This is a genomic window from Candidatus Leptofilum sp. (assembly GCF_965223285.1).
Lineage (GTDB): Bacteria > Chloroflexota > Anaerolineae > Promineifilales > Promineifilaceae > Leptofilum.
On record NZ_OZ244997.1, the window covers coordinates 5,092,261 to 5,114,479 of the forward strand.

Genomic DNA, 22,219 nt, shown 5'->3' on the forward strand with positions numbered 1-22,219 from the left:
AGGATTTTTGCATGGAGAATGAACATTCGCTTTCATTTTTGGATCAGGTTCGGCGAGGCCAGACGGATTGGTTTCGCTACTTCTTTGGCATCATTTTAATTTTGTTTTTCTGGTTTATTCTTGGCTCTGTATTCGTCATTGTGCCTGTAGTTTGGGTGATGGCGGATGGGAATCCAGATACGGCCGTAAATCTGCAAACTGGTTTCATTGAAGGTGTCAACCCAATAATCAATTACGTGGCACTCAACCTCAGTTTTGGCATGTTGATTGTGGGTGTGTTCATTGTGGTGCGCTTTGTACACGGACGGCCGTTTCGCACCATTATCACCCCTGCCAAAAAGCTAAATTGGCGACGGCTGGGGCAGGGGTTTGGCCTGTGGCTGCTGCTGGTTGCCCTGGCCAGCGGTGTAGAATATTTGCTCAATCCAGAAATTTACACGGTGGTCTTTGATGCCCGCCGCTTTTTGCCCTTTGCCCTGTTTGTGCTGTTGCTCGTTCCCATGCAAACGACTGCCGAAGAGCTGCTGTTTCGCGGTTACTTGCTCCAAATGACCGGGCATCTAAGCCGCAACTTCTGGGTGCTGGCGTTTGTCAATGGCCTCTTGTTTATGTTTCCCCATTTGGGCAATCCAGAATTGGCCGCCAGTGCCATTTTGCTGCCCCTGTTTTACCTGAGCATCGGTGCCTTTTTTGCTTTCATTACCCTTCGCGACAATTCGGCAGAGCTGGCAATTGGGGCACACGCCGCCAATAATTTGTACGCTGCGCTGTTTGCCAACTACACTAGCTCCGCCTTGCAATCCGAATCTATCTTTTTGGTGACAGAGCTAGACCCTGTTTATGCGCTGGTTTCCTTTTGGGTAATGGCCATTCTGTTTTACTTGGTTTTATTGCGGCCTGGTCGTCGGGCGGAGCCAGTTATTGAGGGCGTGACGAATGGTTGAGACGGTACAGCCTACCCCCGAGAAGTTGCCTGAAGCAGAGCCAAAGCCGCAAAGCTGGCTCGATTTGGTGCTATATTTGCTGGTTGGCTTTGGGTCGTTTTTTTTGTTGTCTGCACTGGTTGGGCTGATCGTAACGGAGCTGAGTCCGGGGGCGAGCTTCTTGCTCTTTTTGGCTAACTTTATTTGCCTAGGCGGCACCACTTACCTGCTGGGCGTGCGTCGGGGGCGGATTCGCTGGGATGCGTTGGGGATACGGCCGTTTCGCTGGCATTGGCAATGGCTACTCATCGGCGTTGGGCTTTCGCTACTGCTGATGCCTGCGCGAGCCGTGTTGGGGTTAGTGGTTCAGTGGCTGCTTGAAGGGAATTTGGACAGCGTACAGGCGCGTAGCGATCTCATTTTGGGCGGTGCGGCCGAATTTAGCTGGTTTGGCTTCTTATCCACCCTCATTGGTGCTGGGCTACTGGTGCCAATCTCTGAAGAGCTGTATTTTCGCGGCTTGCTGCACACCTGGTTTTGGGGCAAAACGGGGCGCGTTTGGCTGCGGGTGTTGGCCAGTGCCGCCATTTTTGGCGTTGCCCATGCCGATAGTATCGGCGTGGTATTTGCCAGTGCCGTTATTGGCGTGGTGAATGCCATTGCCTACGAGCGTACGCGCTCCTTGTTCATACCCATCGTTATCCACATCACCACCAACAGCGCGGCAGTTCTGCTGCTCTATTTGGTGCTGGCGTTGGCCGAGCTGGTTCCAGGTTTGATGTAGCGGTTAGATTATTGATTTTGTTGCAGTTCCAGCACGGAAGACGGCCGTTCTGCCTGAACAACTGCCACCAACGTATCTAGCTCATCCCGACGCTGGTACCATTTCACCAGCTCCATTCTTTAGCATAGTGTGGCTGCGTTATGAAAGCGTCATGGCCGTAGCTTAAGCAAGCCATTGGTCACGTAGCCTTTGCGTGCACCAGCCGTTCCCATTCCATCCATTTTCATATGCTCCGATCTGTCATACTTTGCCAAGATGTGTCAAAGTACCATCAAATAAAAAATTGGTTCGAGAAGCGGACCAGGAGCGTTGTGTAAAAAAATAGATGACCACACGTAAATTGCTTGTTCTTGCTACTATTTTTTCGTTTTTTCTGTTGGCAGCCTGTACGACCGTAACGGAACCAGATGCTGTGGCCTCACCGACGGCCGTTATCGATACCAGTGAGCCAACGGCCGTGCCTAATATCACCCCCACTGTGGCGGTTGTTGAAGAACCTACGGCCGTTCCTACAGAAACAGCTGTTCCCGCCAATGCTTTAGACGAATTTACAACCACGCTGCAAACTGCGCTAACTGTGCGTGATTTTGCCGCGCTGCCAGGCCTGATGAGCGATCCCTTTGGCTTTGGCCCGTACCGGTCTGAATGGTCTTTGCTGACCCCAGACCAAATGGCAGCGCAACTGGAAATGATGCTGCCAGAAGTGGCAATGGTGCAGTTCAATCCAGACGCTGATATCAGCGCCATGCTGGATGGACAAGACCCACAGCAAATGATGGGGCCCGATGTGACGGTAGCGGCCGTTTGGCACAGTTCTGGCTGGGGCGCAACTGGTCAAGATGAAGCGATTTTGTTTGTAGAGGAATTGGCAGACGGCCGTTTTGCTTGGAAAGCGATGATTTTAGCCCCTGACGGCTTTTTGCCCGATTCGGCTGAATTGCCCATTATGGACGAGCAGCCCGCCCCGATTGGCCTGCTGTACACCAAAGTTGACGGCAGCTTGTGGCAGGTCAGTGCTGAGGGCCAGCCAGAGCAGTTTTTGTTCCAGGAAGGGGTTGTGCCTGTGCCGTCGCCCAATGGCCAACACGCTTTTTACCAGATTCAGGGGGATTTGTTTGTATTAGATGTGGCTTCTGGCGAAAGCAGCCAGCTTACCAGCGACCATGACGAAGACGGTACCCACCTGACGGGCTTTAGCTTTTGGTACGATAATCGCACGATTCTGACTGGGGTGCGGCTTGACCCAATTGCTGAAGATGGTCCCACTGTCGGCCATCCGGCACTGATTAATATTGAAACCGGGCAACTAACAGTTGTGAATGAAGAACATCTGATGAGCAGTTTTCCGGCGATTTCTGCCTCTGGGGCGATTGCTTACAGCACGGTGATGTTGAGCCCCGACGATACCCAGACGACCTGGATTTATCGTCCTGATAGTGGCGTGACCTTGTTCGGTCGGTCACTATTTTCTGGTGCGCCGGAAGGGGTTTATAGCTCGCCGGGGTGGTCAGTGGACGGCCGTTTCCTGGCCTGGCTAGTTTCTGACGGGATGAGCGTGCAGATAGCGGTGTTTGATCTGGAAAGTGGTTCTGTCGCAACCCTGCCTTCTTTTACAGGCGCAGCTTTTGGCGGCCCTTACCCCAATCCGGTTTTTAGCGAAGACCCCAACTTGATTGCCCTGCGCCAGTTTACCGGCGTGGCTGAGAATGATGGCCTGTGGCTTTACACACAGGATGGCCAGCCGCCGCTGTTTATTGCTCACAACGGGGGCGAATCGTTCTGGGTCAACGAGCACTTGCTGCTGTTCCTGGATTACGACGAAAACTTCAATGGCCAATTGCAGCAGTATGATGCGCTTACTGGCGTGCGCTCCGTCGTAACCTTGCCAGATGTATTCCAAATTTTTGGTATTGTTACCCCGTAATTTCTAGCCTTATCTTTTTAAAGACCGTTTTGCCATCTGGTGAAACGGTCTTTTTTTGCTTGCCTGCCGCCACGCGGCATAATAGGCGCATGAAAGTAAAGATTTGTGGCCTGACGAATTTGGAAGATGCGCAAACGGCCGTTGCCGCCGGAGCCGACTATCTGGGCTTCATCTTCTATCCACCCAGCAAGCGTTCAGTTGACTTAAAAACAGCAGGAACGATTGTACAATCGCTGCGTGCCACCCCCAATTGTCCGATACTCGTTGGCGTTTTTGTAAATGAAGCTGGGGAGCGCATGGCCCAAATCCTAGACGAAGTACGGTTGGATTTGGCCCAGCTAAGTGGTGAGGAAGTGCCTTTTTTGGTGGGGGATGCGCGATCGCCGATATACGGCCGTTGCTACAAAGCTCTGCGCCCCACCAGTTTGGCTGAGGCAGAGGCGGATGCGGAGTGGTATTCGGTAACCGGTAACCAATATTCAGTAATCAGTAAGCAGTCTCCAATCTCTACTCTCCAATCTCCCAGCTTGCTGATAGACACCTACCATCCCACCCTGCGTGGCGGCACGGGGGAGACGGGGAACTGGGAGATGAGTGCCCAGCTTGCCCAGAAAATCCCTGGCCTCATGCTGGCGGGGGGCTTGACTGCAGAAAATGTGGCCGAGGCGGTGCGGGTGGTACGGCCGTTTGCTGTCGATGTCGCCAGCGGTGTGGAAGCCAGTCCCGGCCAAAAAGACCCTCGCTTGATCCGCGCCTTCATCCAAAACGCTAAATACAGCCTGAAAAATGCCAGCCTCATGGACTAGGAGTTTTAGAAATGTCGTATGAAGCCACCGACCTGATTGTAAATAAACCTGCCCCCCAATACATCCTGCCGCAAGAATCTTTACTGACGGCAATCACCAACTTGCTTGACCACGACGAACGTTTTTTACCAGTGGTAAAGGATGAGGCGTGCAAAGTGCCAATAGGTTTATTAACAGGCGATTCCGTTGCCAACGCACTCCGAAATTTTGGTGATGGCGTAGAGCTAATGCGCGTGATTGACGTGGCCGAAAAAATCGCTCTCTATCGGGAAGATGCAGAAGTCGCTGAATTCTTCGAGGACATTCAAAGGTCTGGCGCGGTTGCCGTTGTGGATCAAGAAGATTGCCTGATCAATCTCATCACCGTAAACGACACCTCAGATTATTTTCACGCCCTTGCCTATGACATGATCTTGCTTGAAGATATTGAGAAATCGCTGCGCGACCATATTGAAGCAGCCTACACCGACCCCGACACCGGAGATGTTAACTACTCACAGTTATCCTCCGCCATTCACCAAGTGTTAGGCCGAGAAAAACCGTACAATCATTTAACATTGTCGGAATCTACGCGCCTTTTTTGCCATCCCAGAACGTGGAGCAACTATGGCAAAAAGCACTTTTCCGTGTCACCAAAAGCATTGGCCAATTTGCTGGATATTGTGCGGCAAATTCGTAATCCGTGGGCACATTTTCGGGCAAACCCAACCCCAGCCCAGCGGAAGCAGCTAAAATTTGCCCAACTCTGGTTCAAGCGAAATGATCCAGTTTATCCTGAAGGTACTTTTGATACAGCAAAAGAAGTTCTTCCAATAGAATCCACAGAAACTCTTGAGAAAATTCCCGAAAATGACATAAAAATCATTGATGAAGTTGACGAAAAAGATAGCAAATATGCCAAACTGGCAATCTTCCTCAACATTCAACCAGAAGACACCCAACAGTTAAAACTTAGCTTCGATGACATTGAAGAAATTTTGGGATTTGCGTTGCCCAAGTCAGCACGTGAGCATCGCGCCTGGTGGTCGAATGATTCCGTTGGCCATAGCTGGTCTAAGGAGTGGCTGGATGTTGATTGGCGTGTGGCCTCTGTTAACATGACGAATGAGGTGGTACGTTTTGCCCGCATAAAAGAACGGCAAAAAGCGTATATTGATTTTTACAGCGTTCTCATTAACGAATTGGGTCAAAAACCAGGGTTTGACCATTTGCAAAATATGCCAGACGGTGTGAACTGGTATTGGACAAAGGGAATATCTGTAAAAGGCAAAGGGCTGGCTTCCTTTACATTTTCTTTTGGTCGGGGCAGCATCTTCCGCGTTGAGCTTTACATTGATAGCGGAGACCAAACCTTGAACAAACAAATTTATGATGGGTTAGCGGCTCAAAAAGCGGAAATTGAAGCCGAAGTTAGCTGTGAATTAACTTGGCAGCGGCTAGACCATCGCCGCGCCTCGCGGATTGCCCAAATTTTCGACGGGCATATTACGGATAGTGAAGATGAGCTAGAAAATCTGCGACAAAAGGCGATTCCAGCGATGATGAATTACGTGCAGGTGTTGCAGCCGCGCGTGGAGGCAGTTGCTAAGGAACTGGTTTAGCCATGCACGAACTTGCCGTCACCGAAAGCATTCTAGAAATTGCCTTGCGGCACGCCGAGGGCAGTAAGGCTACCCACATCACCGACCTGTACCTGGTGGTTGGTGAACTGGCGTCCATTGTAGATGATTCCGTGCAATTTTATTGGGATTTTGTCAGCGAAGGCACCATCGCTGCGGGGGCGACACTTCACTTTCGCCGAGTGACGGCACAGATGCAGTGCCAAAACTGCCAGCACACCTACGCTCCCCGCGAGTCGCTGCCCTGCCCCGCTTGCGGCAGCACCCACTGCAAAGTCATTGCTGGTGAAGAGTTTTATCTCGAATCGATTGAAATAGATCAGCCAGCAGTTGGAGAAACCTCATGAAACAACGTGTATCCATCGTCGAAAATATTTTGACCGCCAACGATGATTTGGCTGCCCAAAATCAGGCACTGCTGGATGAGAAGGGCATCTTGGGCATCAATGTGCTGGCCTCGCCGGGGTCTGGCAAAACCAGCGTTATTTTGCAGACGATTGCGCTGCTGCAAGATCGGCTAAAAATTGGGGTCATCGAGGGGGATACGGCCGCAGTCACCATAGATGCGGATAAGATTACGGCCGTCGGTATGCCAGCCGTCCAAATCAACACCGGGGGCAACTGCCATCTGGATGCGGTGCAGGTCGCCAACGGGCTACATCAGCTTCCCCTGGACAAGATTGAATTGCTTATCGTGGAAAACGTAGGTAACCTCATTTGCCCCGCCTCCTTCAAGTTAGGAACCCACTTCAATATCGTCGTCGCCAGCGTGCCGGAAGGAGATGACAAGCCATACAAATATCCCAACATTTACCGGGGCATTGACGCACTCATCCTCAACAAAATGGATTTGCTGCCCTACATTGATTTCGACCTTGATTACTTCAAGGCTGGCATCAAGGCACTTAACCCAGACGTGCAATTTTTCCCGCTCTCCTGCAAAACTGGCGAAGGCACCGAAGCGTGGAAAAATTGGCTGCTTACCCGCCTGCAAAAAAATTAAGCCACAGAGAACACAGAGATTTAAGAGGGGTTTTCTCCTTTTCCTCTGTGTTCTCTGTGGCTAAAAAAAACATGACGAAGCCGATTAAAACATTATCTTCAAAGATTGCCTGGTCTTGCCCCTGGTACGCCGTGCGGCAGGATGAGATTTTGCTGCCCGACGGCAGCCAGGGCGTTTACAACACGGTGACAAAGGCAACGGCCGTTTGGATATTGCCAGTCACGCTTCAAAAAGAAATTGTGCTCTGCTACAGCTACCGCTACACGGTGGACGATTGGTGTTGGGAGTTGCCAGCGGGCGGCGTAAAGCCTGGCCAAACATTGGCAGAAGCGGCTCTTGAAGAGCTGCATGAAGAAGTAGGCGGCACGTGTGAATCATTAGAGCATTTAGGACAGTTTTACACCGCCAACGGCATTTGTGATGAAGTCGGCCATTTCTTTTTGGCAACGGGCGTCACGTTGGGCAAAACCGCTCATGAACCAGCTGAAGTGATCGAAGTCCGCACCAAACCCATCGCAAATGTACTTAAAATGGCCCGCAGCGGCCAAATCTCAGACGCACCGTCGGCACTGGTTCTACTGCTCGCAGCGGAACGATTGCAGCAGCTTGTTTGAATCTTCTAACGAAATTATTTCTTCCACAATTCCCACCCCTTGCTATAATCAGCCTCGCAAAACAAAGAGAGGAAAATCTTATGATCCAATCTGCGTCAGTACCCGATGAACGGGGCAAATTTGGCCCGTATGGCGGCCAATTTGTGCCTGAAACGCTTATGCCTGCACTGGATGAACTTATTCGCGTCTACGACGAGGTGCGCCAGGACGAGGCGTTTTTGGCCGAGTTTAATCATTTGCTCAAAAGTTATGTGGGACGGCCGTCTCCCATTACGCATGCCAAACGACTCTCCGCCAGCCTGGGCGGTGCCCAACTCTACTTCAAGCGGGAAGATTTGAACCACACCGGTGCCCACAAAATCAACAATGCCTTGGGGCAGGCACTATTAGCCGAGCGGATGGGCAAGAGTCGCATTGTGGCGGAGACGGGGGCAGGACAGCATGGCGTTGGCACCGCAACTGCTTGCGCTTTACTAGGGCTGGAGTGCATTGTTTACATGGGCAGCGTGGATATTGCTCGGCAGCAGCCGAACGTTTACCGCATGAAGCTGCTCGGCGCGGAGATTCGCCCGGTGGAAAGCGGCAGCAAAACGCTCAAAGATGCCATCAACGAAGCGATTCGTGATTGGGTAACGAATGTGGAAACAACCCACTACCTGCTCGGCTCTGTGCTAGGGCCGCATCCGTACCCGATGATGGTGCGTGACTTCCAAAGCGTAATTGGACATGAAGCCCGCCAGCAGATGTTGGACGAAGGCGGTCGTTTGCCAGACACGATCATCGCCTGCGTGGGCGGGGGCAGCAATGCCATGGGCATTTTCCATGCTTTCCGCAACGATGAGGGGGTTGATCTCATAGGCGTGGAGGCTGGGGGGGAGAGCATTACCAGCGGCAAGCACGCCGCCCGCTTTGCTGACATGAACATCGCGCGTGTTGGCGTATTGCATGGCACTAAAAGCTACGTCATGCAAACGGCCGATGGCCAAATTATGGAAACGCACAGCATCAGTGCCGGGCTGGATTACCCCAGCGTGGGGCCAGAACATGCCCTGCTCCGCGACGAGGAACGAGCAGGCTACACCTATGCCACCGATGAGGAAGCGTTGGCAGCGTTCCAAACATTGTGTAAAACGGAAGGGATCATTCCCGCGCTGGAATCGAGCCACGCCGTGGCCGAAGCTATTAAACAGGCACCCACCATGCGCCCGGATCAAATCATCCTGGTAAATTTAAGCGGCCGTGGCGACAAAGATTTAAACACGGTGATGGCTGCGCTGGACTTATAAAATAGGTAGGTCACGGATAAACACAGATTGACACTGATTTGAAAGTCTTGCGTATTGATCAGAGTGTAATTTTGTGAAATTGGGGGTGAAAAAGATGAACCAAATCCGTGAACAGTTTGAAGAAATAAACGGCCGTTTGCTTGAAGCCAAAAAAGCAGTGCGTGAGCGTGATCGGATTCTCTCACTCATGGCCTCGCTTGATGAATCTTTGGAAGTGGAAAAGAGTAACATAACCAACCTTACAGTCGAGCTAGACGAGGCTAAGGAGCGGGTGGAGGAGTTGGAAGGGTTGACCTGGACGGCCGTTTGGCAAAAGCTAATCGGCAACCATGAAGAAGAGCTGAGCGAAGAAGCTGCAAAATTAGCCGCACTCAAAATGGCGCATGAGGCCAGCGAAATCAAAATCCAGAGCATCCAGAACAGTTTGCAAGAATTTGAGGCGGTGCTGGTGGATTTGGCAACGTGTGATGAGGAATTAACCGCCGTTCTGGCTGAGCAGCAGGCGTTTTTGGTGGCGAACGGCCGTTTGCCTGCCGAAAAAATCACTCAGCTCAACCAGCAAATAAGCGAAGGCCAATCATTCTTGCGTGAGGCGACTGAGGCATTATCTGTTGGTAAGAAGGCAGGAAAAGCGGTTGCTGCCCTTTTCCAAAGGATTGCAACTGCCAAAACGCCTATCATGCGCAACCCACGCGGCCTTCAGATGCTCCCGGTTAGAGATGAAATTCACCACACGTACACTGGAATGGGCGCAATCGTTCTGTCCGCGAATGAAGTTCAGCCAATGCTGAATTTATTTCAACTTGAATTAGAGGATATCGGCGTACAAATGATGCCGCCTCCAAATCTTGCAGTTCCTGAATTGGCTGAAGTAATGCCTCATTTTAAAAGTAGCTTTGAGAACAACGAACCGCAAAGGGTACAAAGAATACGGAGTTGGAAAAAGCATCTTGAGAGTTTGTATGATTACCTCAGGAAGAAGATGGATTCAGTAGAGCAACAATGTCGTGTGATGGAAACGGCCGTAACCGATGCTCAAATCGAATTACAAACCTTGATTGAAGAACATTGGCAGGAGGTCAAAAATGAGTGAGAAAAAGTCTGTTTTGGTGTTGTGCACCGGCAATTCATGCCGTAGCCAAATGGCTGAAGGGCTAATTAATGCTCGGCTTGGTGAGCAATTTGTGGCTTACTCTGCCGGAACAGCACCGAGCGGCTATGTGCATCCCAAAGCGATTGCCGTGATGGGTGAGCTGGGTATCGATTTAAGCCAAAACGAATCCAAATCAACCGATTTGTTCAAGGGTCAATATTTTGATCACGTAATTACGGTGTGTGATTCAGCCCAGGAGACATGCCCCGTTTGGCTGGATGGTGCAGGTCAAAAAACACACATCGGTTTTTACGACCCGGCCGAAACAACGGGGACAGATGCGGAAGTAACGGCCGTTTTCCGGCACATCCGTGACGAAATTGCGGATCAGGTTTTAAGCTTCCTGCAGGCGTAACGGCCGTTTCACTGCTGCCTTTATCATTTGCCCAACGACAATGTGGTGGAACGGCCGTATCACATTAAAGTAAACTGGCCCCGTCCAGCGATGGTAATGCACCAGCGTCAGCACATGGAAGCGATTTTGAGTTGTGCCCGGCTCCATAATCACGCCTAAATGTGCCGTCAGGTGAGATTCAGAGGCGGCGGCAAACCAATATTCGTTTTCAGCCGCCATTTGCACCTGGAAGAAGGCGGCAGATATCCCCGGCACAAAAGAAACATCCTCTGGTCGTAAAGCCATCTCTTGCGGCACACCCTGCTGCTTCATCCCTAGCAGCCGTACAAAAAACCAGCGCACGCGGTACAAAAATTTGACCCAGCCTGGATTGTAAGAAAGCATGTTGGCAATAAACTGCCGCAGCGAGACCTCGCCGGAAATCGTTTTTATGTCAATATGATCGGCTGTTTTCGCCAATTCAGGCAGATTGGGAACGGCCGCAAAAAGTGCCTCATTTTTCATCTTTAAGCTCCTGTCTGAGCAACGTAAAACTTCATCAACAGATTCCGCAGATTGAACAAATTCCATTCGCTTAATCTGCGAAATCTTTGATTAGCTCAATATCATATAGACGTAAGCATTCGTTAAACAGGTGCCGCAGGTCTTCGCCCACAAGGGGGGGCTGCATCTGTTCGCTGCCCACCAGTATGGCATAGAGCAAATTAGCAATGGTTTGGGCTTGGGCGGCATCTCCAATGATTTCTTCACAAAGCTGCTGCACATACTCTCGGCGACGGCCGTCTACGCGCGTTTGTATATGGCGAACGGCCGTATCCTGCAAAGCCCAGGCGCGCATAGCCACATCAGGGTCTTCAGCTTGGCGGGTGGAAAATTCGACGGCACTGTTTAGCAACCGCTGCAATTTTGCTTGTGGCGAAGGCAAATCCGCCAAACGCTCAATAATGTTGAGTGTGCCTTCTGCTTCGTAAAACGCCAGAAATTGCTGCTTGTACCTTTCATAGCTGCCAAAGTGATGGTAAAAAGAGCCTTTGGTCACACCAAGGTGTTTACATAATGCATCAATTGTTAATCCTTGCGGCCCATCTGCCAGCAAAATTTGGACGCTGTTTATAAACCAATCACGCTTTGTTTTCCGCATAAGAGTAAACCATACCCTTTGGTATGGTTGATGGCGAAAAGCATACCATACCGTATGGTATAGTGTCAAGGTGAAAAATGGCCACAGAGCTCACAGAGGTTTTAGAGAATTTCTCTTTTTCCTCTGTAAACTCTGTAGCAAAAAAAATTAGTACACTGACCCGCGACCGCCGAGCCGTTCCACGTGAACCGGATCATAGCAGTCGCCGAACTTGGTTTTGGGCATTTGGGCTTTGCGGGCCATGAGCTGCTCATATTCGTCATCCTCCACCATGGCCACAATGCGGGCAATGCTGGCCTCGCCGTCCACAAAACGCCAGGGGAAGCAGCCAACCTGCACTCGTCTGTTTACTAGCAGATCAATATCGCCGCCCACGCATTCAGCATGGATAATGCCCTTGTCGAACATCCACAGGTGCATCATCTGGTACATATCTTTGGTGAAATATTCCGCCAATGGTTTGCCATATTTTTGCTGGAAGTGAGCATCGGCGTCTTCTGCTTGGGCGGGCATCCAATCCCGAATTTTGGTGTTCATGGGATGATCTGCACTGCCGCAATCGACACCAATCCACTTGATCTTTTTGTCGATGCACCATTGGGCAAAGCGGGCGTCCGGGCCGGGGTGCATCACCATGTAGCGCACCTCATTCCCGTACGGCTGGTCCCAGCCAAAGTGGTGGTAGCCAGTATGGATAATGAGAATGTCGCCCTCGCGCACTTCTACGCGCTCCTCAATCATCGCTGGCGTGTACACATCATAGTCGCCACAGATGTCGCTTAAATCGACAATGGCGGCGTCGCCTGCCAGAAAATCGAAGTTGAGCTGGGCAATATCTTTGCCGGGGGTGTAAAAATGTATCTCGCCGTCTAGATGGGTCCCCACGTGATTGCTGTGGGTGACAACTTGCCCATTGGCCCCGTTGGGCGCTAGGCGTTTGAAATATTTAACTTGCAGCGGTTCATACGTTGGCCAGGGCGGGGTGCCAATGCCGAGAGGGATGGTGAGATCGATAAATTTCACGAGACGTCTCCTTTTTGCGCATAGCGATTAAGCATCATTTGGGTCTTCACTTAATGATGTAGGGATTATAGTACAGGTGTGAAGTAAATTTGTAACGAAGTTTTGCTGGGTTGGTTTATTTACCCTAAAGGGGTTGAATACCCCGCCACTTGTGGCGAAAGGAATCCTTTTGGTTTTGATACCCCGCCTGCTTGCAGCGGGGTAATTCATTAGAAAATGTCAATGAAGCGAGAGGCAATGCCGAGCAATACGCGGTAACGCAACGTTTTGCCAAAGATCACCCAAAAGCTGAAAGTACCAAAGTGCATGTGGAGTGCGCCCGCAACGGCCGTTAACGGATCGCCAATAAAAGGAACCCAGGAAAAGAAAAGGGCTACTGGCCCCCACCGGTTATAAAATTTTTCGGCTCTGGCCCACGTCTTGGGATCAATTTTTATGTACCGACCCAGCACAAAATCGGTGCCTTTTTTGCCCACAAAGTAGTTGAGCACAGAGCCACTATAGCTGCCCAGAGTGGCCACAACCACAATCCACCAAACATTGTAGCCAAGTGGGGCCATGCCCAGCACAAAAAATTCAGAAGCGAGCGGCAGCAGAGAGGCAGACAAAAAGCTGATCAGGAACAGCCCGAAGTAGCCCAGGCTGAAGAAAAATTCAGTCATGAATCCTTAAGTCGTTGTGGGGCAGAAGATGTTGGCCACAGAGGTGCAGAGATTTTAGAGAATTTTCTCTTCTTTCTCTGTGTCCTCTGTGGCGAAAAATTAAGTGAAGTCGCGGTTGAAAACGGCCGTAATCTTCTGCATTTCCGCCACAAATTGGGGCAACGTGCCAAGCGGCAGGGATTGTTGGCCATCGGACCAGGCATTGGCCGGGTCGGGATGCACTTCTACCAGCAGGCCATCTGCGCCAGCGGCCAGGGCCGCTCGGGCTGCCGACAGTACCAGGTCAGCGCGACCGGTGGCATGGCTGGGGTCAGCAATGACGGGGTAGGGGCTCATCTGCTTCACCAGGGCAATGCCGTTGGTGTCTAGCGTGTTGCGCGTGGCGGTTTCAAAGGTACGAATCCCCCGCTCGCACAGGATGATGTTTTGATTGCCCCGGCTGCTGATATGCTCGGCGGCCTTGAGCCATTCGTCAATTGTTGACATAAAACCGCGCTTGAGCAGCACGGGCTTGTCTAATTCGCCCACAGCCCATAAGAGTGGATAATGCTGCATGTTGCGGCTGCCTAGCTGAATGATGTCGGCGTAACGAGCGACCAGCGGCACGTGTTCTACTGCCAATGCTTCGGTAATAACCAGCAGGCCAAACTCGTCGGCCACATCGCGCAAAATTTTTAGCCCTTCGTGGCCTAAGCCCTGGAAGCTGTTGGGGGAGGTGCGGGGCTTAAAGGCCCCGCCGCGCAGCACGCGTCCGCCTACGCGGGCCACCGCTTCGGCCGCTGCCCGCGTTTGGGCGTAGCTTTCCACAGAGCAGGGGCCAGCCATCAATACAACATTGCTGCGACCTACAGCAAAATCAGACGTAATGGGTACAGGTTGGGTAGCAACGGCCGTTTCAACCGCTGAAACTGTTTGAGTATGTTGAGTATGGTGCAAGGTGTTCACAAGATTCCTTAATTGTGTGGTGCTTTTAAGCAAGCTTACGTAACTTTCAAAATATTTTGAACGAATTATACTAAACTTTTGTAGCTAGGGTCAATTTTTATAACGACTGTTTAACCAGTTCCAAATCTTGGTTGACAAAACGAGGCAAAACGGTCTTTAATACCGTTTGATAACGTGAGATTTGTAGAAAATGTTTACATAATGGTTGAGTACGACCGTTTCCATATGGTTCAATTTGGAGGATTTTTATGAGTCGCAATACAAAAATTGTGGTAGGCATTATCGCCGGTATTTTGGGCGTGTGCTGTATTATTGCCATCGTAGCCGCGCTGTTTTTACCGCGCGTGTTCGAAAATTTCGCCGAGAGTGTGGATGATCCCGCTGCCGCCGCCGAAGTCGCCAACGACATCGTTGATTATGATTTGCCCGCAGGCTACGACGAACAAGGGGCCATGAACTTTCTGGGCTTTCGCATGGCGTTCATCACTGGCCCCAGCGAACAATCGATGATCATGCTGGCTGAGTTCCCCGCCTCGCTGGCGGGGGATGAGGAGCAGATGCAGCAGCAGATGCGCGACGCCTTTGCCAACCAAACGGGCAATCAAAATGTGAATTTGGAGTTTGTAGGCAGCGAAGAGGTCACAATCAACGGTCAAGAGGTTACCCTGGGAACTTACGAAGGTTCGGATGAAAATGGAACCAGCTTCCGGCAGATTCTGGGCGTGTTTGAGGCTAAAAGTGGCAGTCCAGCGATGTTGATGATTATGGGACCGGCTAGCAACTGGGATGAAGGTGGCATAAGCCGCTTCATTGATTCGCTGGAGTAAAATGAACCATATGCTTAAACAATGATGGCTCTTTGGGATTTCCTGGGGTCAGCATCGAATTTATGCGAATGAACGCTAACTTTCGCGTTAATTCGCGTAAATTCGGTGCAAAATCAGCGAGCCCCACCAAGCCCTGAAGCCCCAAAATTATTACCGCCTGTTTCCCCAACCTTCCCAAGACGTTACTTTAACCGCTGGCACGCGCTTGGCTGGCTTAAAACCTTCGCCTGTGTAATAAGCCACTGGCAATAACGCTGCCTGGGTAACGTGGCTGGGAATCCCTAAAATTTCCGCAATTTCGTTTTCGTAGCGCAAATGCAGGGTGGTCCAGGCTGCCCCCAAGCCACGGGCGCGCAGGGCAAACATGAACGACCAGGCGGCGGGCAAAATGGAGCCATACAGCCCGGCCTGGGCCATCGGTCCCGCATCTTCCACGCGCCCTTCAATGCAGGGGATGACCATCACTGGCACTTTGTGCATGTTTTGCGCCAGATGAACGGCCGATTTCACGACGCGCCCCTGTTGTTCTGGGTCATGATCTCGGCTGCCTCGGCTTTCCATCTGCTCCTGACTGGAGCGAGCGTAAATGAAAAACGATTGTTTGTACAGCTCCCCAATTTGCGCCTTTTTCTCCGCATCGGTAACGACCATGAAATGCCAGCCTTGCGAATTGCCACCGGTAGGGGCCTGGATGGCAATCTCCAGACATTCCTCGATGATTTCCGGCGGCACGGCCCGCTCCAAATCCAGCCGTTTGCGTACAGAGCGGGTGGTGGTTAATAATTTATCGACGGTAGCGAGGTCCATATGGGTCTCCTGAAGAATGTAATTGAGTAATTGGGTAATTACGTAATTGCTCAATTACCTAATTTGACAATGTTAGATTCACGGGCCACGAGCCTTTCTAAGCCGTGACTTTCGTGAGCGAGTACGATTATCCAAGTGTTTGACAACCAATTCAGCCGCCTGGCGTGACGACAACTGCGGCAACGGCAACGCGGCTCGTAGCAAGGTACGAACGTTAACAATCGATAAATTGGGCAAAGTATCCGTTTCGTAGGCAGCCAACAAAGCCGGGTCACGAGGATATGCCTCCGTCCACTCGAGCAAGGTTTCGGTGATGAAGGCACTGGCCATGATGGTCAAGGCGAGATGGTGAACCCAGGCAGGGTACTTCTGGGCCTGAAATTCATCCCACCCCAACTCCGATTTGGCGTCCTGATGGGCCCGTTCGATGAAGTAGCGATGCGACTTGTGCCGGGCCATTGTCTCCAGAGGAATATCAGCCGGGGCATTGCTCAGTGAATAAGTAACTTTACCGTTGGCGCGGCGGATCAGCAGCCATTCCTGGCGGCAACTTCCCTCTTCACTGACGGTCCACACCCGTTGCCGGGCAAATTGGGCAGTGAGATGGCCCCGTTCATGTGGACGAAGGGTGATGGCGGTGAATGAGAACGCCGATGCCAGTTGTTCAGGTGTGGTCTGACTGCCTAACACAGTAATTTGGACATGCTTGCGCTTTGGTTCCCGGATGACCTGAGGTTTCTCCAGATAAAGCGACAAGTTGCAGGGAATATCGGCAAAGTATTGGATGGACAGCTGGTCTAATTCAGCCCGCAACCAGTGGCTGCGGCCATACAAGCTGTCGCAGTCAAAGGCGTCAAAGGCGACGCCATTGGCCAGGACCCGCTTGACCATGACCAGTACCAGTTCGATCTTGGTCTGAAATTCCCGGTCAGCGGGGATGGCTAGCTTGTTGCGTCGCCGCGCATAGGCCGGGGTGAACCATTTTTCTGGCAAGTACAGTTCGCCATCAATCCAGGTGCGGTAGCCATCTTTGGCCAAGGCCAAAAACACACCCACCTGACTCATGTCAACTTTTCCCAGGCGACCATTGTGCTGCCGACTGCTGCCGGTGCTGCCATCACCGGCCTTCTCCTCTGCACTTTCATCAGCAATGAGGACACTGCCTTGCTGGTAGTGGGGCAAACTGCTGATATCTTGTTGCAGGACGGCGATCAAATCGTTCCCGGCCCAAGGTGAATCGGCGATGAATTGTTGCAGATTTTGTTCGGGGATTCCCGCTACACGGGCAATCCCGCTGATATGCCGGTTGCTCTCCATTCGTAACAAGCCACTCAGGTAATGATAGCCATATTCACTGGTATCGCGTGTCTTGGTTTTCATCCAATAACGATAACGTTCATGATACTGGTCAAGCCGCTCACCCAATTTATCGATAGCTGCTTCATTTAGCCCCCACTGGGCTAACCGTGAAGTTTTTTCTTTTCCATTTTCAAATTTTACTGATATTGGCTCTCACGAGCCTAATTTAACATTGTCAAACTAATTACCAGACTATCACTTATTTTGGCACATCAATCACACACGGCAACTTTATGACAGCTTATTTTGAACGGTATCGGGACATTATTGAAGATTGGGATCGGTTTTTGGCGGCAGTGGAACGGCCGTTACCCACCACCGTCTGGGCCAACCCGCTCAAAATTACCCCAGACAAGCTGCAAAGCCTCATGGCTGAGGGTGGGGTTGAGCTAACGCCCGTACCCTGGTATCCCGGTGCATTTCGCCTGCCGGAGGGGGTGATGCCTGGCTTACGCTGGGAATATTTGGCGGGGCTGTACCAGGTGCAGGAGGAAGCGGCACTGCTGCCAGCGCTGCTGCTCGATCCGCAGCCGGGGGAGCGGGTGCTGGATTTGTGCGCCGCCCCCGGCAATAAAACCGCGCAGATGGGGGCCATGATGCAAAACCGGGGGACGTTGATAGCCAATGATCGGAGTAACGGCCGTATGCGTGCCGCCCGCCACGCTCTTAACCGGATTGGCCTCGTCAACGTCACCACGATGATCCGCGACGGGGGCAATTTGCCTGCCGAAATGGGGCTGTTCGACAAAATCATGGTCGATGTGCCCTGTTCCTGTGAGGGCACCTGTCGGAAAGATACGGCCGTGCTGGAACGTTCATCCGTCGGTGCTTCCAAGAAGATGGCTCGCATTCAAACCGCGCTGCTGCGCAAGGCAGTGCAGCTTTGCCGACACGGCGGGCGTATCCTTTACGCCACCTGCACCTTCGCCCCGGAAGAAAATGAGCTGGTGGTCGATGCCGTCCTGCGCGATGCTGGCGACACGCTGCAACTTTGCCCCACCGGTGTGTCCGGTTTAACCACCTCGCCTGGCCTTACAGAGTGGCAAGGAGAACAGCTTCATCCCGATTTGCGCCACGCCAGCCGCATTTGGCCCCAGCAGAATGACACCGGTGGATTTTTTGTAGCGGTGCTTGAAAAAGCTGGTAATCAGTATTCAGTAAACGGTGAACAGTATTTGGAGATCGCGGTTGAGATGGAGCCGTGGTTGGGGACGGTGACGGAGCGGTTTGGGTTTGAGGCGTCGGTGTTTGCAGGGCTGGACATCGTGCGCTGGAGCAAGCGGGGGGTGTATTTGGTGAGCCAGAACCAGCAGCTGCCCATCAAACCCCGCCTCGATTCACCGGGGCTGTTCTTCATACGGGCGGGCAGCCGCTACCCCAAAATGACCACTGCCGCCACGATGCTGCTGGGCCAACACGCCACCCGCAACCGCGTTGAACTAACAACCGAGCAAACCAAAGCGTACCTGCAACGCCAACTAGTGACCCCCAACCAAGCGCAAACGGCTAGCTGCACAAGCACCGGCCAAGTTGTGGTTTGCTACCGAGGCACCCCGCTGGGCTTGGGCGTTTTCCATGCCAAATCAAATCAAATTGAAAGCCACTTCCCCAAGGCATGGTCCCGCGCAGAGGTGCAGCTTTAAACCACAAATTCGAGAAATTAATCCAAATTTAGACCAATTTGCATCCTTTTGGTCGGATTCCCGTTACTCTTTGTAGAAATTTGTTGATCAACAACGAAAAAATCTATGGACAAACAACCTTTGGAAGATGATTTAATGCTCGTGCAGCGCGCGCAGGCGGGCAATGCGGAAGCGGTGGGACTGCTGTTTGACAGGCATTACCCCACCATGTTCCGCTACTTTTACGCCCGCGTGCGGCAGCAGCAGCAGGCTGAGGATTTGGCCGGCGAGCTGTTTACGCGCATGGTGCATCACCTGCCGTCGTTTGAGCCGGCAGGTGTGCCGTTCCGGGCCTGGCTATTCCGCATTGCCTACAACCTGACAATGGACCATTTTCGGGTACAGAACGGCAGGCCGCTAGAGTCGCTGGCGCAAGCGCAGCCGGTGGCCCAGCCGGAGCAAAATCCGGTGCGGCGGGTGGAGCAGCAGATGAATAACGAGACGCTCCTGGCAGCATTAGAGACGCTGGTGCCGGACCAGCGGCAGGTGTTGATTTTACGTTTTATGATGGGGCTTTCATTGCAGGAAACGGCCGTCATCATGGAACGCAGCCTCTCTGCCGTGAAAGCGATGCAGCATCGGGGCCTCAAAATCATGCGGGCGTCATTGGCGCAGGTAGAACTATAAACAGGATGCAAACAATGAACCAAAACGAGGAACAATTTCAGGAGCGATTGGCACGTCTGGAAGCGGGAGAGCCGTTGACCACCGCTGGGGCGGATTTGCCACAAGAAGAAGCAGCTGCCCTGGTGCTGGCTGCGGAACTTAAAGACGTGACGCTGCCAGAACCGGAAGAAACGGCCGTTCTCTATCATCGGGCAGCGGCGGTGCGGGCGGCGCAGGCTGCGGCTGCAAAACCAAAAGCAGAATCGGTGCAAACTGGCTGGTTGGCGGTGCTGCTGGCCTGGTGGCGCAATAATCGAACCGTGGCCTGGGGGATTACGGCCGTTGCTGCCGTGCTGGTTGTTTTTCTGGTCGGCAGTTTGCTAAACCGCCAGACCGAGCCTGCCACTTCCGTTGCTGACCAGGATGAAGATCGGCCCGCGCAGACGGCAGAGGGCGCAGATGAGACCGCTGACGAGGATAGCGTTTCGCTGCTGGATCGGCTGTTTGGCGGCGATGAACCCGTCGCCGATGAACCGATTGTTGAAGAAGCCCCCGCCGAGGTACCAGAAACCACTGGCGTGGCCGAAGCAGACGATACCGCGCCGGATGCCGCCGCTGGTGCCGATTTGCCTTATGAAACCTTCCTGCCCAATCTGTTGGTTTCGCTGGAGACAACGTCGCAAACGGCCGTACTCGGCGATCTGAACGGGCTGGTAACGGTGCAACAGCCGGACGGCCGTTGGCAGCAGGTAAGCTATCTGAGCAGCGTGGGCGCGGGCAGCCGCGTACGCACCGGGCCGCTTTCTAGTGCCAGCCTCACCTTTTACGACGGCAGCGTGGCCAAACTTGGCCCCGACAGCGAAGTTTCAATTGACAATCTGAACGCGCTGCGCCCCGACGTTGGCTTTCGCACGGTGGTCATGACTCAATGGCAAGGCAGCAGCAGCCACGATGTGGCTTTCCGTAATGACGGCGGTTCCCGCTACGAGGTGAAATCGCCAAATGGCACGGGCATTGCCCGCGGCACCATCTTTGACGTGGTGGTGCTGCCCGGCCTCACCAGCCGGTACACGGTGCTGGAAGGCCGCGTAGACGTGACCAGCATTAGCGTGACCGTTTCGGTTATGGCGGGGCAGTTGACCACTATTCCGGTTGATCTGCCGCCGACGCAGCCGCAGTTCCAGGTGAGCGGCGAGGGGGAAGTGACCCAAATTGGCGAAACATGGCTCATCGGCGGACAAACGTTTGGTACCAATGATCAAACGGTGATTGTCGGCAATCCGCAGGTGGGCGACTGGGTGACGGTGCAGGGGCATCTGCTGGACGACGGTACCAAGGTGGCGGACCAGATTGTGCTGGTGCGCGAGGTGCCGCAGAATGCGTTTACGCTAACGGCCGTTGTCACTCAAATTAACACTGACCAGTGGCAGTTTGGCGATTTGGTGGTTTCAGTCGATGAGGAAACGGTCATCGATCCGACCATCGAGCTGGACGATTGGGTGCGTGTTAGCGGCGTTATTCTGGAAGATGGCAGCTTGCTGGCCAGCCGTCTGCAGCGGCTGCCTGACGATGGCGCACCGTTTGAGTTCATTGGCGTGGTGCAAACTATTGGCGAGGATAGTTGGCAAATTTCGGGGATTGATGTGGCGGTGAACGACCGTACCGAAATCAAAGATAATCCGCAGGTGGGCGATCTTGTTAAGGTGGAAGGTCAGATTACGGCCAATGGCGTCTGGCTGGCCCGCGAAATCAAAGCTGACGACGATGAAGAGACTGCCAAGTTTGAGTTTATCGGGCTGGTGGAGACGGTGGATCCGTGGCTGGTAGCAGACATTGCCCTGGCCACTGATGAATGGACGGAGATTGATACGGCCGTTGCGCTGGGCGACTTGGTCAAGGTAGAAGGCATCATTCTGCCCGATGGCAACTGGTTGGCCGAAGAGATCAAGCTGCTGGACGATGACGACGATGAAATCTTACTGCGCTTCACGGGCGTGGTGGAAAGCACCGACCCGTGGATTGTTGGCGGCATAACGTTGCTGCTAACGGATGATTCGCAAATCGCCGATGGCATCACGGAAGGTACGCTGGTGGAGGTAGCGGCGCGTCTGGCTGAAGATGGTAGTTGGGAGATTGTGTGGCTACGGCCGTTGCTGCCCCCTACCACCGGTTGCTTCACCGTCCATGCCCAGATTACCACCGTTAATGGGTCACAAATTGTGTTGACCAACTGGCCCGCGCTTACGCTGGACGATGATGTATCGGTTGAAGGAAATCTGCTACCCAACAGCACCGTGGCCGTGACGATTTGTTTAGGCGAAGATGATACGGTCTTCGTGGTCAACATTGTGGTTATCCAAGTCATTATTGATTTACCCCCTCCGGGCAGTGACGGGAACGACAACGACGATGATGATGGCGGGAATGGAAACGGCCGTGTCACCATTTGCCACAAAGGCAACACGCTTACCATTTCACAGTCTGGTCTCAATGGCCATCTGGGGCATGGTGATACGCTGGGTCCGTGCGGCAGTGATGATGGCGACCACGACGATGACGATGATGATTAGCTGATTCAGCTATCTGATTTGCAGCATTAAAAAAAGCCCCCAGGGTTATTTCCTGGGGCTTTTTTGTTTGCGTGGTGTTTGGTCTGCGTCGCTAAAACTGCTACAATCTTTTTCCTCGAACCGCCAAATT

22 protein-coding genes are annotated in these 22,219 nt (G+C 52.6%); 15 read left to right on the forward strand and 7 right to left on the reverse strand.

Going from position 1 to position 22,219, the window contains the following annotated elements; genetic code table 11:
- Positions 1-11: 11 nt before the first annotated feature.
- The 11 genes from ACOQPU_RS22930 (at position 12) to ACOQPU_RS22980 (ending at position 10,467) form a co-directional block, all read left to right on the forward strand.
- Complete coding sequence (locus ACOQPU_RS22930) at positions 12-944, forward strand: CPBP family intramembrane glutamic endopeptidase (RefSeq protein WP_420642159.1); 933 nt, start codon at positions 12-14, stop codon at positions 942-944.
- The gene (locus ACOQPU_RS22935) at positions 937-1,707 is read left to right on the forward strand and encodes a CPBP family intramembrane glutamic endopeptidase (protein ID WP_420642160.1); all 771 of its coding nucleotides are present in this window, start codon (positions 937-939) and stop codon (positions 1,705-1,707) included. The genes ACOQPU_RS22930 and ACOQPU_RS22935 overlap by 8 nt, the downstream gene beginning before the upstream one ends.
- A gap of 325 nt (positions 1,708-2,032) precedes the next feature.
- Positions 2,033-3,631, forward strand: coding sequence for a hypothetical protein (locus ACOQPU_RS22940; RefSeq protein WP_420642161.1), 1,599 nt, complete (start codon positions 2,033-2,035; stop codon positions 3,629-3,631).
- A gap of 89 nt (positions 3,632-3,720) precedes the next feature.
- A complete protein-coding gene (locus ACOQPU_RS22945; RefSeq protein WP_420642162.1) occupies positions 3,721-4,437 on the forward strand; it encodes a phosphoribosylanthranilate isomerase in 717 nt (238 codons plus the stop codon).
- A gap of 11 nt (positions 4,438-4,448) precedes the next feature.
- A complete protein-coding gene (locus tag ACOQPU_RS22950; protein WP_420642163.1) occupies positions 4,449-6,038 on the forward strand; it encodes a DUF4268 domain-containing protein in 1,590 nt (529 codons plus the stop codon).
- A 2-nt stretch (positions 6,039-6,040) separates the two neighbouring features.
- The gene (gene hypA / locus ACOQPU_RS22955) at positions 6,041-6,403 is read left to right on the forward strand and encodes a hydrogenase maturation nickel metallochaperone HypA (RefSeq protein ID WP_420642164.1); all 363 of its coding nucleotides are present in this window, start codon (positions 6,041-6,043) and stop codon (positions 6,401-6,403) included.
- Positions 6,400-7,059, forward strand: a complete 660-nt coding sequence (gene hypB / locus ACOQPU_RS22960; protein WP_420642165.1) for a hydrogenase nickel incorporation protein HypB — start codon at positions 6,400-6,402, stop codon at positions 7,057-7,059. Before hypA ends, hypB begins: the two co-directional genes overlap by 4 nt.
- Before the next feature lie 71 nt (positions 7,060-7,130).
- Positions 7,131-7,673: an NUDIX domain-containing protein gene (locus ACOQPU_RS22965; protein WP_420642166.1), complete on the forward strand. Its 543-nt coding sequence runs from the start codon at positions 7,131-7,133 to the stop codon at positions 7,671-7,673.
- Positions 7,674-7,753: 80 nt separating this feature from the next.
- Complete coding sequence (trpB, locus tag ACOQPU_RS22970) at positions 7,754-8,959, forward strand: tryptophan synthase subunit beta (protein ID WP_420642167.1); 1,206 nt, start codon at positions 7,754-7,756, stop codon at positions 8,957-8,959.
- A gap of 94 nt (positions 8,960-9,053) precedes the next feature.
- A complete protein-coding gene (locus tag ACOQPU_RS22975; protein ID WP_420642168.1) occupies positions 9,054-10,052 on the forward strand; it encodes a hypothetical protein in 999 nt (332 codons plus the stop codon).
- Positions 10,045-10,467, forward strand: coding sequence for an arsenate reductase ArsC (locus ACOQPU_RS22980; protein ID WP_420642169.1), 423 nt, complete (start codon positions 10,045-10,047; stop codon positions 10,465-10,467). Before ACOQPU_RS22975 ends, ACOQPU_RS22980 begins: the two co-directional genes overlap by 8 nt.
- On the opposite strand, the gene ACOQPU_RS22985 is transcribed toward ACOQPU_RS22980, so the two are convergent.
- The 5 genes from ACOQPU_RS22985 to aroF form a co-directional block, all read right to left on the reverse strand.
- On the reverse strand, positions 10,447-10,971 hold the full coding sequence (locus ACOQPU_RS22985) for a DUF2867 domain-containing protein (protein WP_420642170.1): 525 nt from the start codon (positions 10,969-10,971) through the stop codon (positions 10,447-10,449). The two genes, ACOQPU_RS22980 and ACOQPU_RS22985, sit on opposite strands and share 21 nt — an antisense overlap.
- 70 nt (positions 10,972-11,041) lie before the next feature.
- Positions 11,042-11,608 carry a TetR/AcrR family transcriptional regulator gene (locus tag ACOQPU_RS22990; protein ID WP_420642171.1) on the reverse strand — a complete coding sequence of 189 codons (567 nt, stop codon included), beginning with the start codon at positions 11,606-11,608 and terminating at the stop codon, positions 11,042-11,044.
- A 147-nt stretch (positions 11,609-11,755) separates the two neighbouring features.
- On the reverse strand, positions 11,756-12,631 hold the full coding sequence (locus ACOQPU_RS22995; RefSeq protein ID WP_420642172.1) for a cyclase family protein: 876 nt from the start codon (positions 12,629-12,631) through the stop codon (positions 11,756-11,758).
- 209 nt (positions 12,632-12,840) lie between these two features.
- Positions 12,841-13,293: a YqaA family protein gene (locus tag ACOQPU_RS23000; protein ID WP_420642173.1), complete on the reverse strand. Its 453-nt coding sequence runs from the start codon at positions 13,291-13,293 to the stop codon at positions 12,841-12,843.
- Positions 13,294-13,392: 99 nt separating this feature from the next.
- Entirely contained in the window at positions 13,393-14,271 is an 879-nt protein-coding gene (gene aroF / locus ACOQPU_RS23005; RefSeq protein WP_420642174.1) for a 3-deoxy-7-phosphoheptulonate synthase, read from the reverse strand.
- Positions 14,272-14,486: 215 nt separating this feature from the next.
- Here aroF and ACOQPU_RS23010 point away from each other — a divergent pair, with 215 nt between their 5' ends.
- Positions 14,487-15,065 carry a hypothetical protein gene (locus tag ACOQPU_RS23010; RefSeq protein WP_420642175.1) on the forward strand — a complete coding sequence of 193 codons (579 nt, stop codon included), beginning with the start codon at positions 14,487-14,489 and terminating at the stop codon, positions 15,063-15,065.
- 150 nt (positions 15,066-15,215) lie between these two features.
- On the opposite strand, the gene ACOQPU_RS23015 is transcribed toward ACOQPU_RS23010, so the two are convergent.
- Entirely contained in the window at positions 15,216-15,872 is a 657-nt protein-coding gene (locus ACOQPU_RS23015; protein WP_420642176.1) for a nitroreductase family protein, read from the reverse strand.
- Positions 15,873-15,950: 78 nt separating this feature from the next.
- The gene (locus ACOQPU_RS23020) at positions 15,951-17,252 is read right to left on the reverse strand and encodes an IS701 family transposase (protein ID WP_420642177.1); all 1,302 of its coding nucleotides are present in this window, start codon (positions 17,250-17,252) and stop codon (positions 15,951-15,953) included.
- A 212-nt stretch (positions 17,253-17,464) separates the two neighbouring features.
- On the opposite strand from ACOQPU_RS23020, the gene ACOQPU_RS23025 reads away from it, so the two are divergent.
- The 3 genes from ACOQPU_RS23025 (at position 17,465) to ACOQPU_RS23035 (ending at position 22,089) form a co-directional block, all read left to right on the forward strand.
- Complete coding sequence (locus tag ACOQPU_RS23025) at positions 17,465-18,874, forward strand: class I SAM-dependent methyltransferase (protein WP_420642178.1); 1,410 nt, start codon at positions 17,465-17,467, stop codon at positions 18,872-18,874.
- Between the two features lie 105 nt (positions 18,875-18,979).
- On the forward strand, positions 18,980-19,540 hold the full coding sequence (locus tag ACOQPU_RS23030; protein WP_420642179.1) for a sigma-70 family RNA polymerase sigma factor: 561 nt from the start codon (positions 18,980-18,982) through the stop codon (positions 19,538-19,540).
- 14 nt (positions 19,541-19,554) lie between these two features.
- Positions 19,555-22,089: a DUF5666 domain-containing protein gene (locus ACOQPU_RS23035; protein WP_420642180.1), complete on the forward strand. Its 2,535-nt coding sequence runs from the start codon at positions 19,555-19,557 to the stop codon at positions 22,087-22,089.
- Positions 22,090-22,219 lie beyond the last annotated feature (130 nt).

Excerpts from the sequence above, each read along its gene's own strand:
- ACOQPU_RS22980 (WP_420642169.1), top strand. The coding sequence starts at position 10,045 with ATGAGTGAGAAAAAGTCTGTTTTGGTGTTGTGCACCGGCAATTCATGC.
- ACOQPU_RS22990 (WP_420642171.1), bottom strand. The coding sequence starts at position 11,608 with ATGCGGAAAACAAAGCGTGATTGGTTTATAAACAGCGTCCAAATTTTG.
- ACOQPU_RS22950 (WP_420642163.1), top strand. The coding sequence starts at position 4,449 with ATGTCGTATGAAGCCACCGACCTGATTGTAAATAAACCTGCCCCCCAA.
- ACOQPU_RS22930 (WP_420642159.1), top strand. The coding sequence starts at position 12 with ATGGAGAATGAACATTCGCTTTCATTTTTGGATCAGGTTCGGCGAGGC.
- ACOQPU_RS22945 (WP_420642162.1), top strand. The coding sequence starts at position 3,721 with ATGAAAGTAAAGATTTGTGGCCTGACGAATTTGGAAGATGCGCAAACG.
- ACOQPU_RS23025 (WP_420642178.1), top strand. The coding sequence starts at position 17,465 with ATGACAGCTTATTTTGAACGGTATCGGGACATTATTGAAGATTGGGAT.
- ACOQPU_RS22975 (WP_420642168.1), top strand. The coding sequence starts at position 9,054 with ATGAACCAAATCCGTGAACAGTTTGAAGAAATAAACGGCCGTTTGCTT.
- ACOQPU_RS23000 (WP_420642173.1), bottom strand. The coding sequence starts at position 13,293 with ATGACTGAATTTTTCTTCAGCCTGGGCTACTTCGGGCTGTTCCTGATC.
- ACOQPU_RS22965 (WP_420642166.1), top strand. The coding sequence starts at position 7,131 with ATGACGAAGCCGATTAAAACATTATCTTCAAAGATTGCCTGGTCTTGC.
- ACOQPU_RS23020 (WP_420642177.1), bottom strand. The coding sequence starts at position 17,252 with ATGAAAACCAAGACACGCGATACCAGTGAATATGGCTATCATTACCTG.
- ACOQPU_RS23030 (WP_420642179.1), top strand. The coding sequence starts at position 18,980 with ATGGACAAACAACCTTTGGAAGATGATTTAATGCTCGTGCAGCGCGCG.
- ACOQPU_RS22940 (WP_420642161.1), top strand. The coding sequence starts at position 2,033 with ATGACCACACGTAAATTGCTTGTTCTTGCTACTATTTTTTCGTTTTTT.
- ACOQPU_RS22935 (WP_420642160.1), top strand. The coding sequence starts at position 937 with ATGGTTGAGACGGTACAGCCTACCCCCGAGAAGTTGCCTGAAGCAGAG.
- hypB (WP_420642165.1), top strand. The coding sequence starts at position 6,400 with ATGAAACAACGTGTATCCATCGTCGAAAATATTTTGACCGCCAACGAT.
- ACOQPU_RS22985 (WP_420642170.1), bottom strand. The coding sequence starts at position 10,971 with ATGAAAAATGAGGCACTTTTTGCGGCCGTTCCCAATCTGCCTGAATTG.
- hypA (WP_420642164.1), top strand. The coding sequence starts at position 6,041 with ATGCACGAACTTGCCGTCACCGAAAGCATTCTAGAAATTGCCTTGCGG.
- trpB (WP_420642167.1), top strand. The coding sequence starts at position 7,754 with ATGATCCAATCTGCGTCAGTACCCGATGAACGGGGCAAATTTGGCCCG.
- ACOQPU_RS23015 (WP_420642176.1), bottom strand. The coding sequence starts at position 15,872 with ATGGACCTCGCTACCGTCGATAAATTATTAACCACCACCCGCTCTGTA.
- ACOQPU_RS23035 (WP_420642180.1), top strand. The coding sequence starts at position 19,555 with ATGAACCAAAACGAGGAACAATTTCAGGAGCGATTGGCACGTCTGGAA.
- ACOQPU_RS23010 (WP_420642175.1), top strand. The coding sequence starts at position 14,487 with ATGAGTCGCAATACAAAAATTGTGGTAGGCATTATCGCCGGTATTTTG.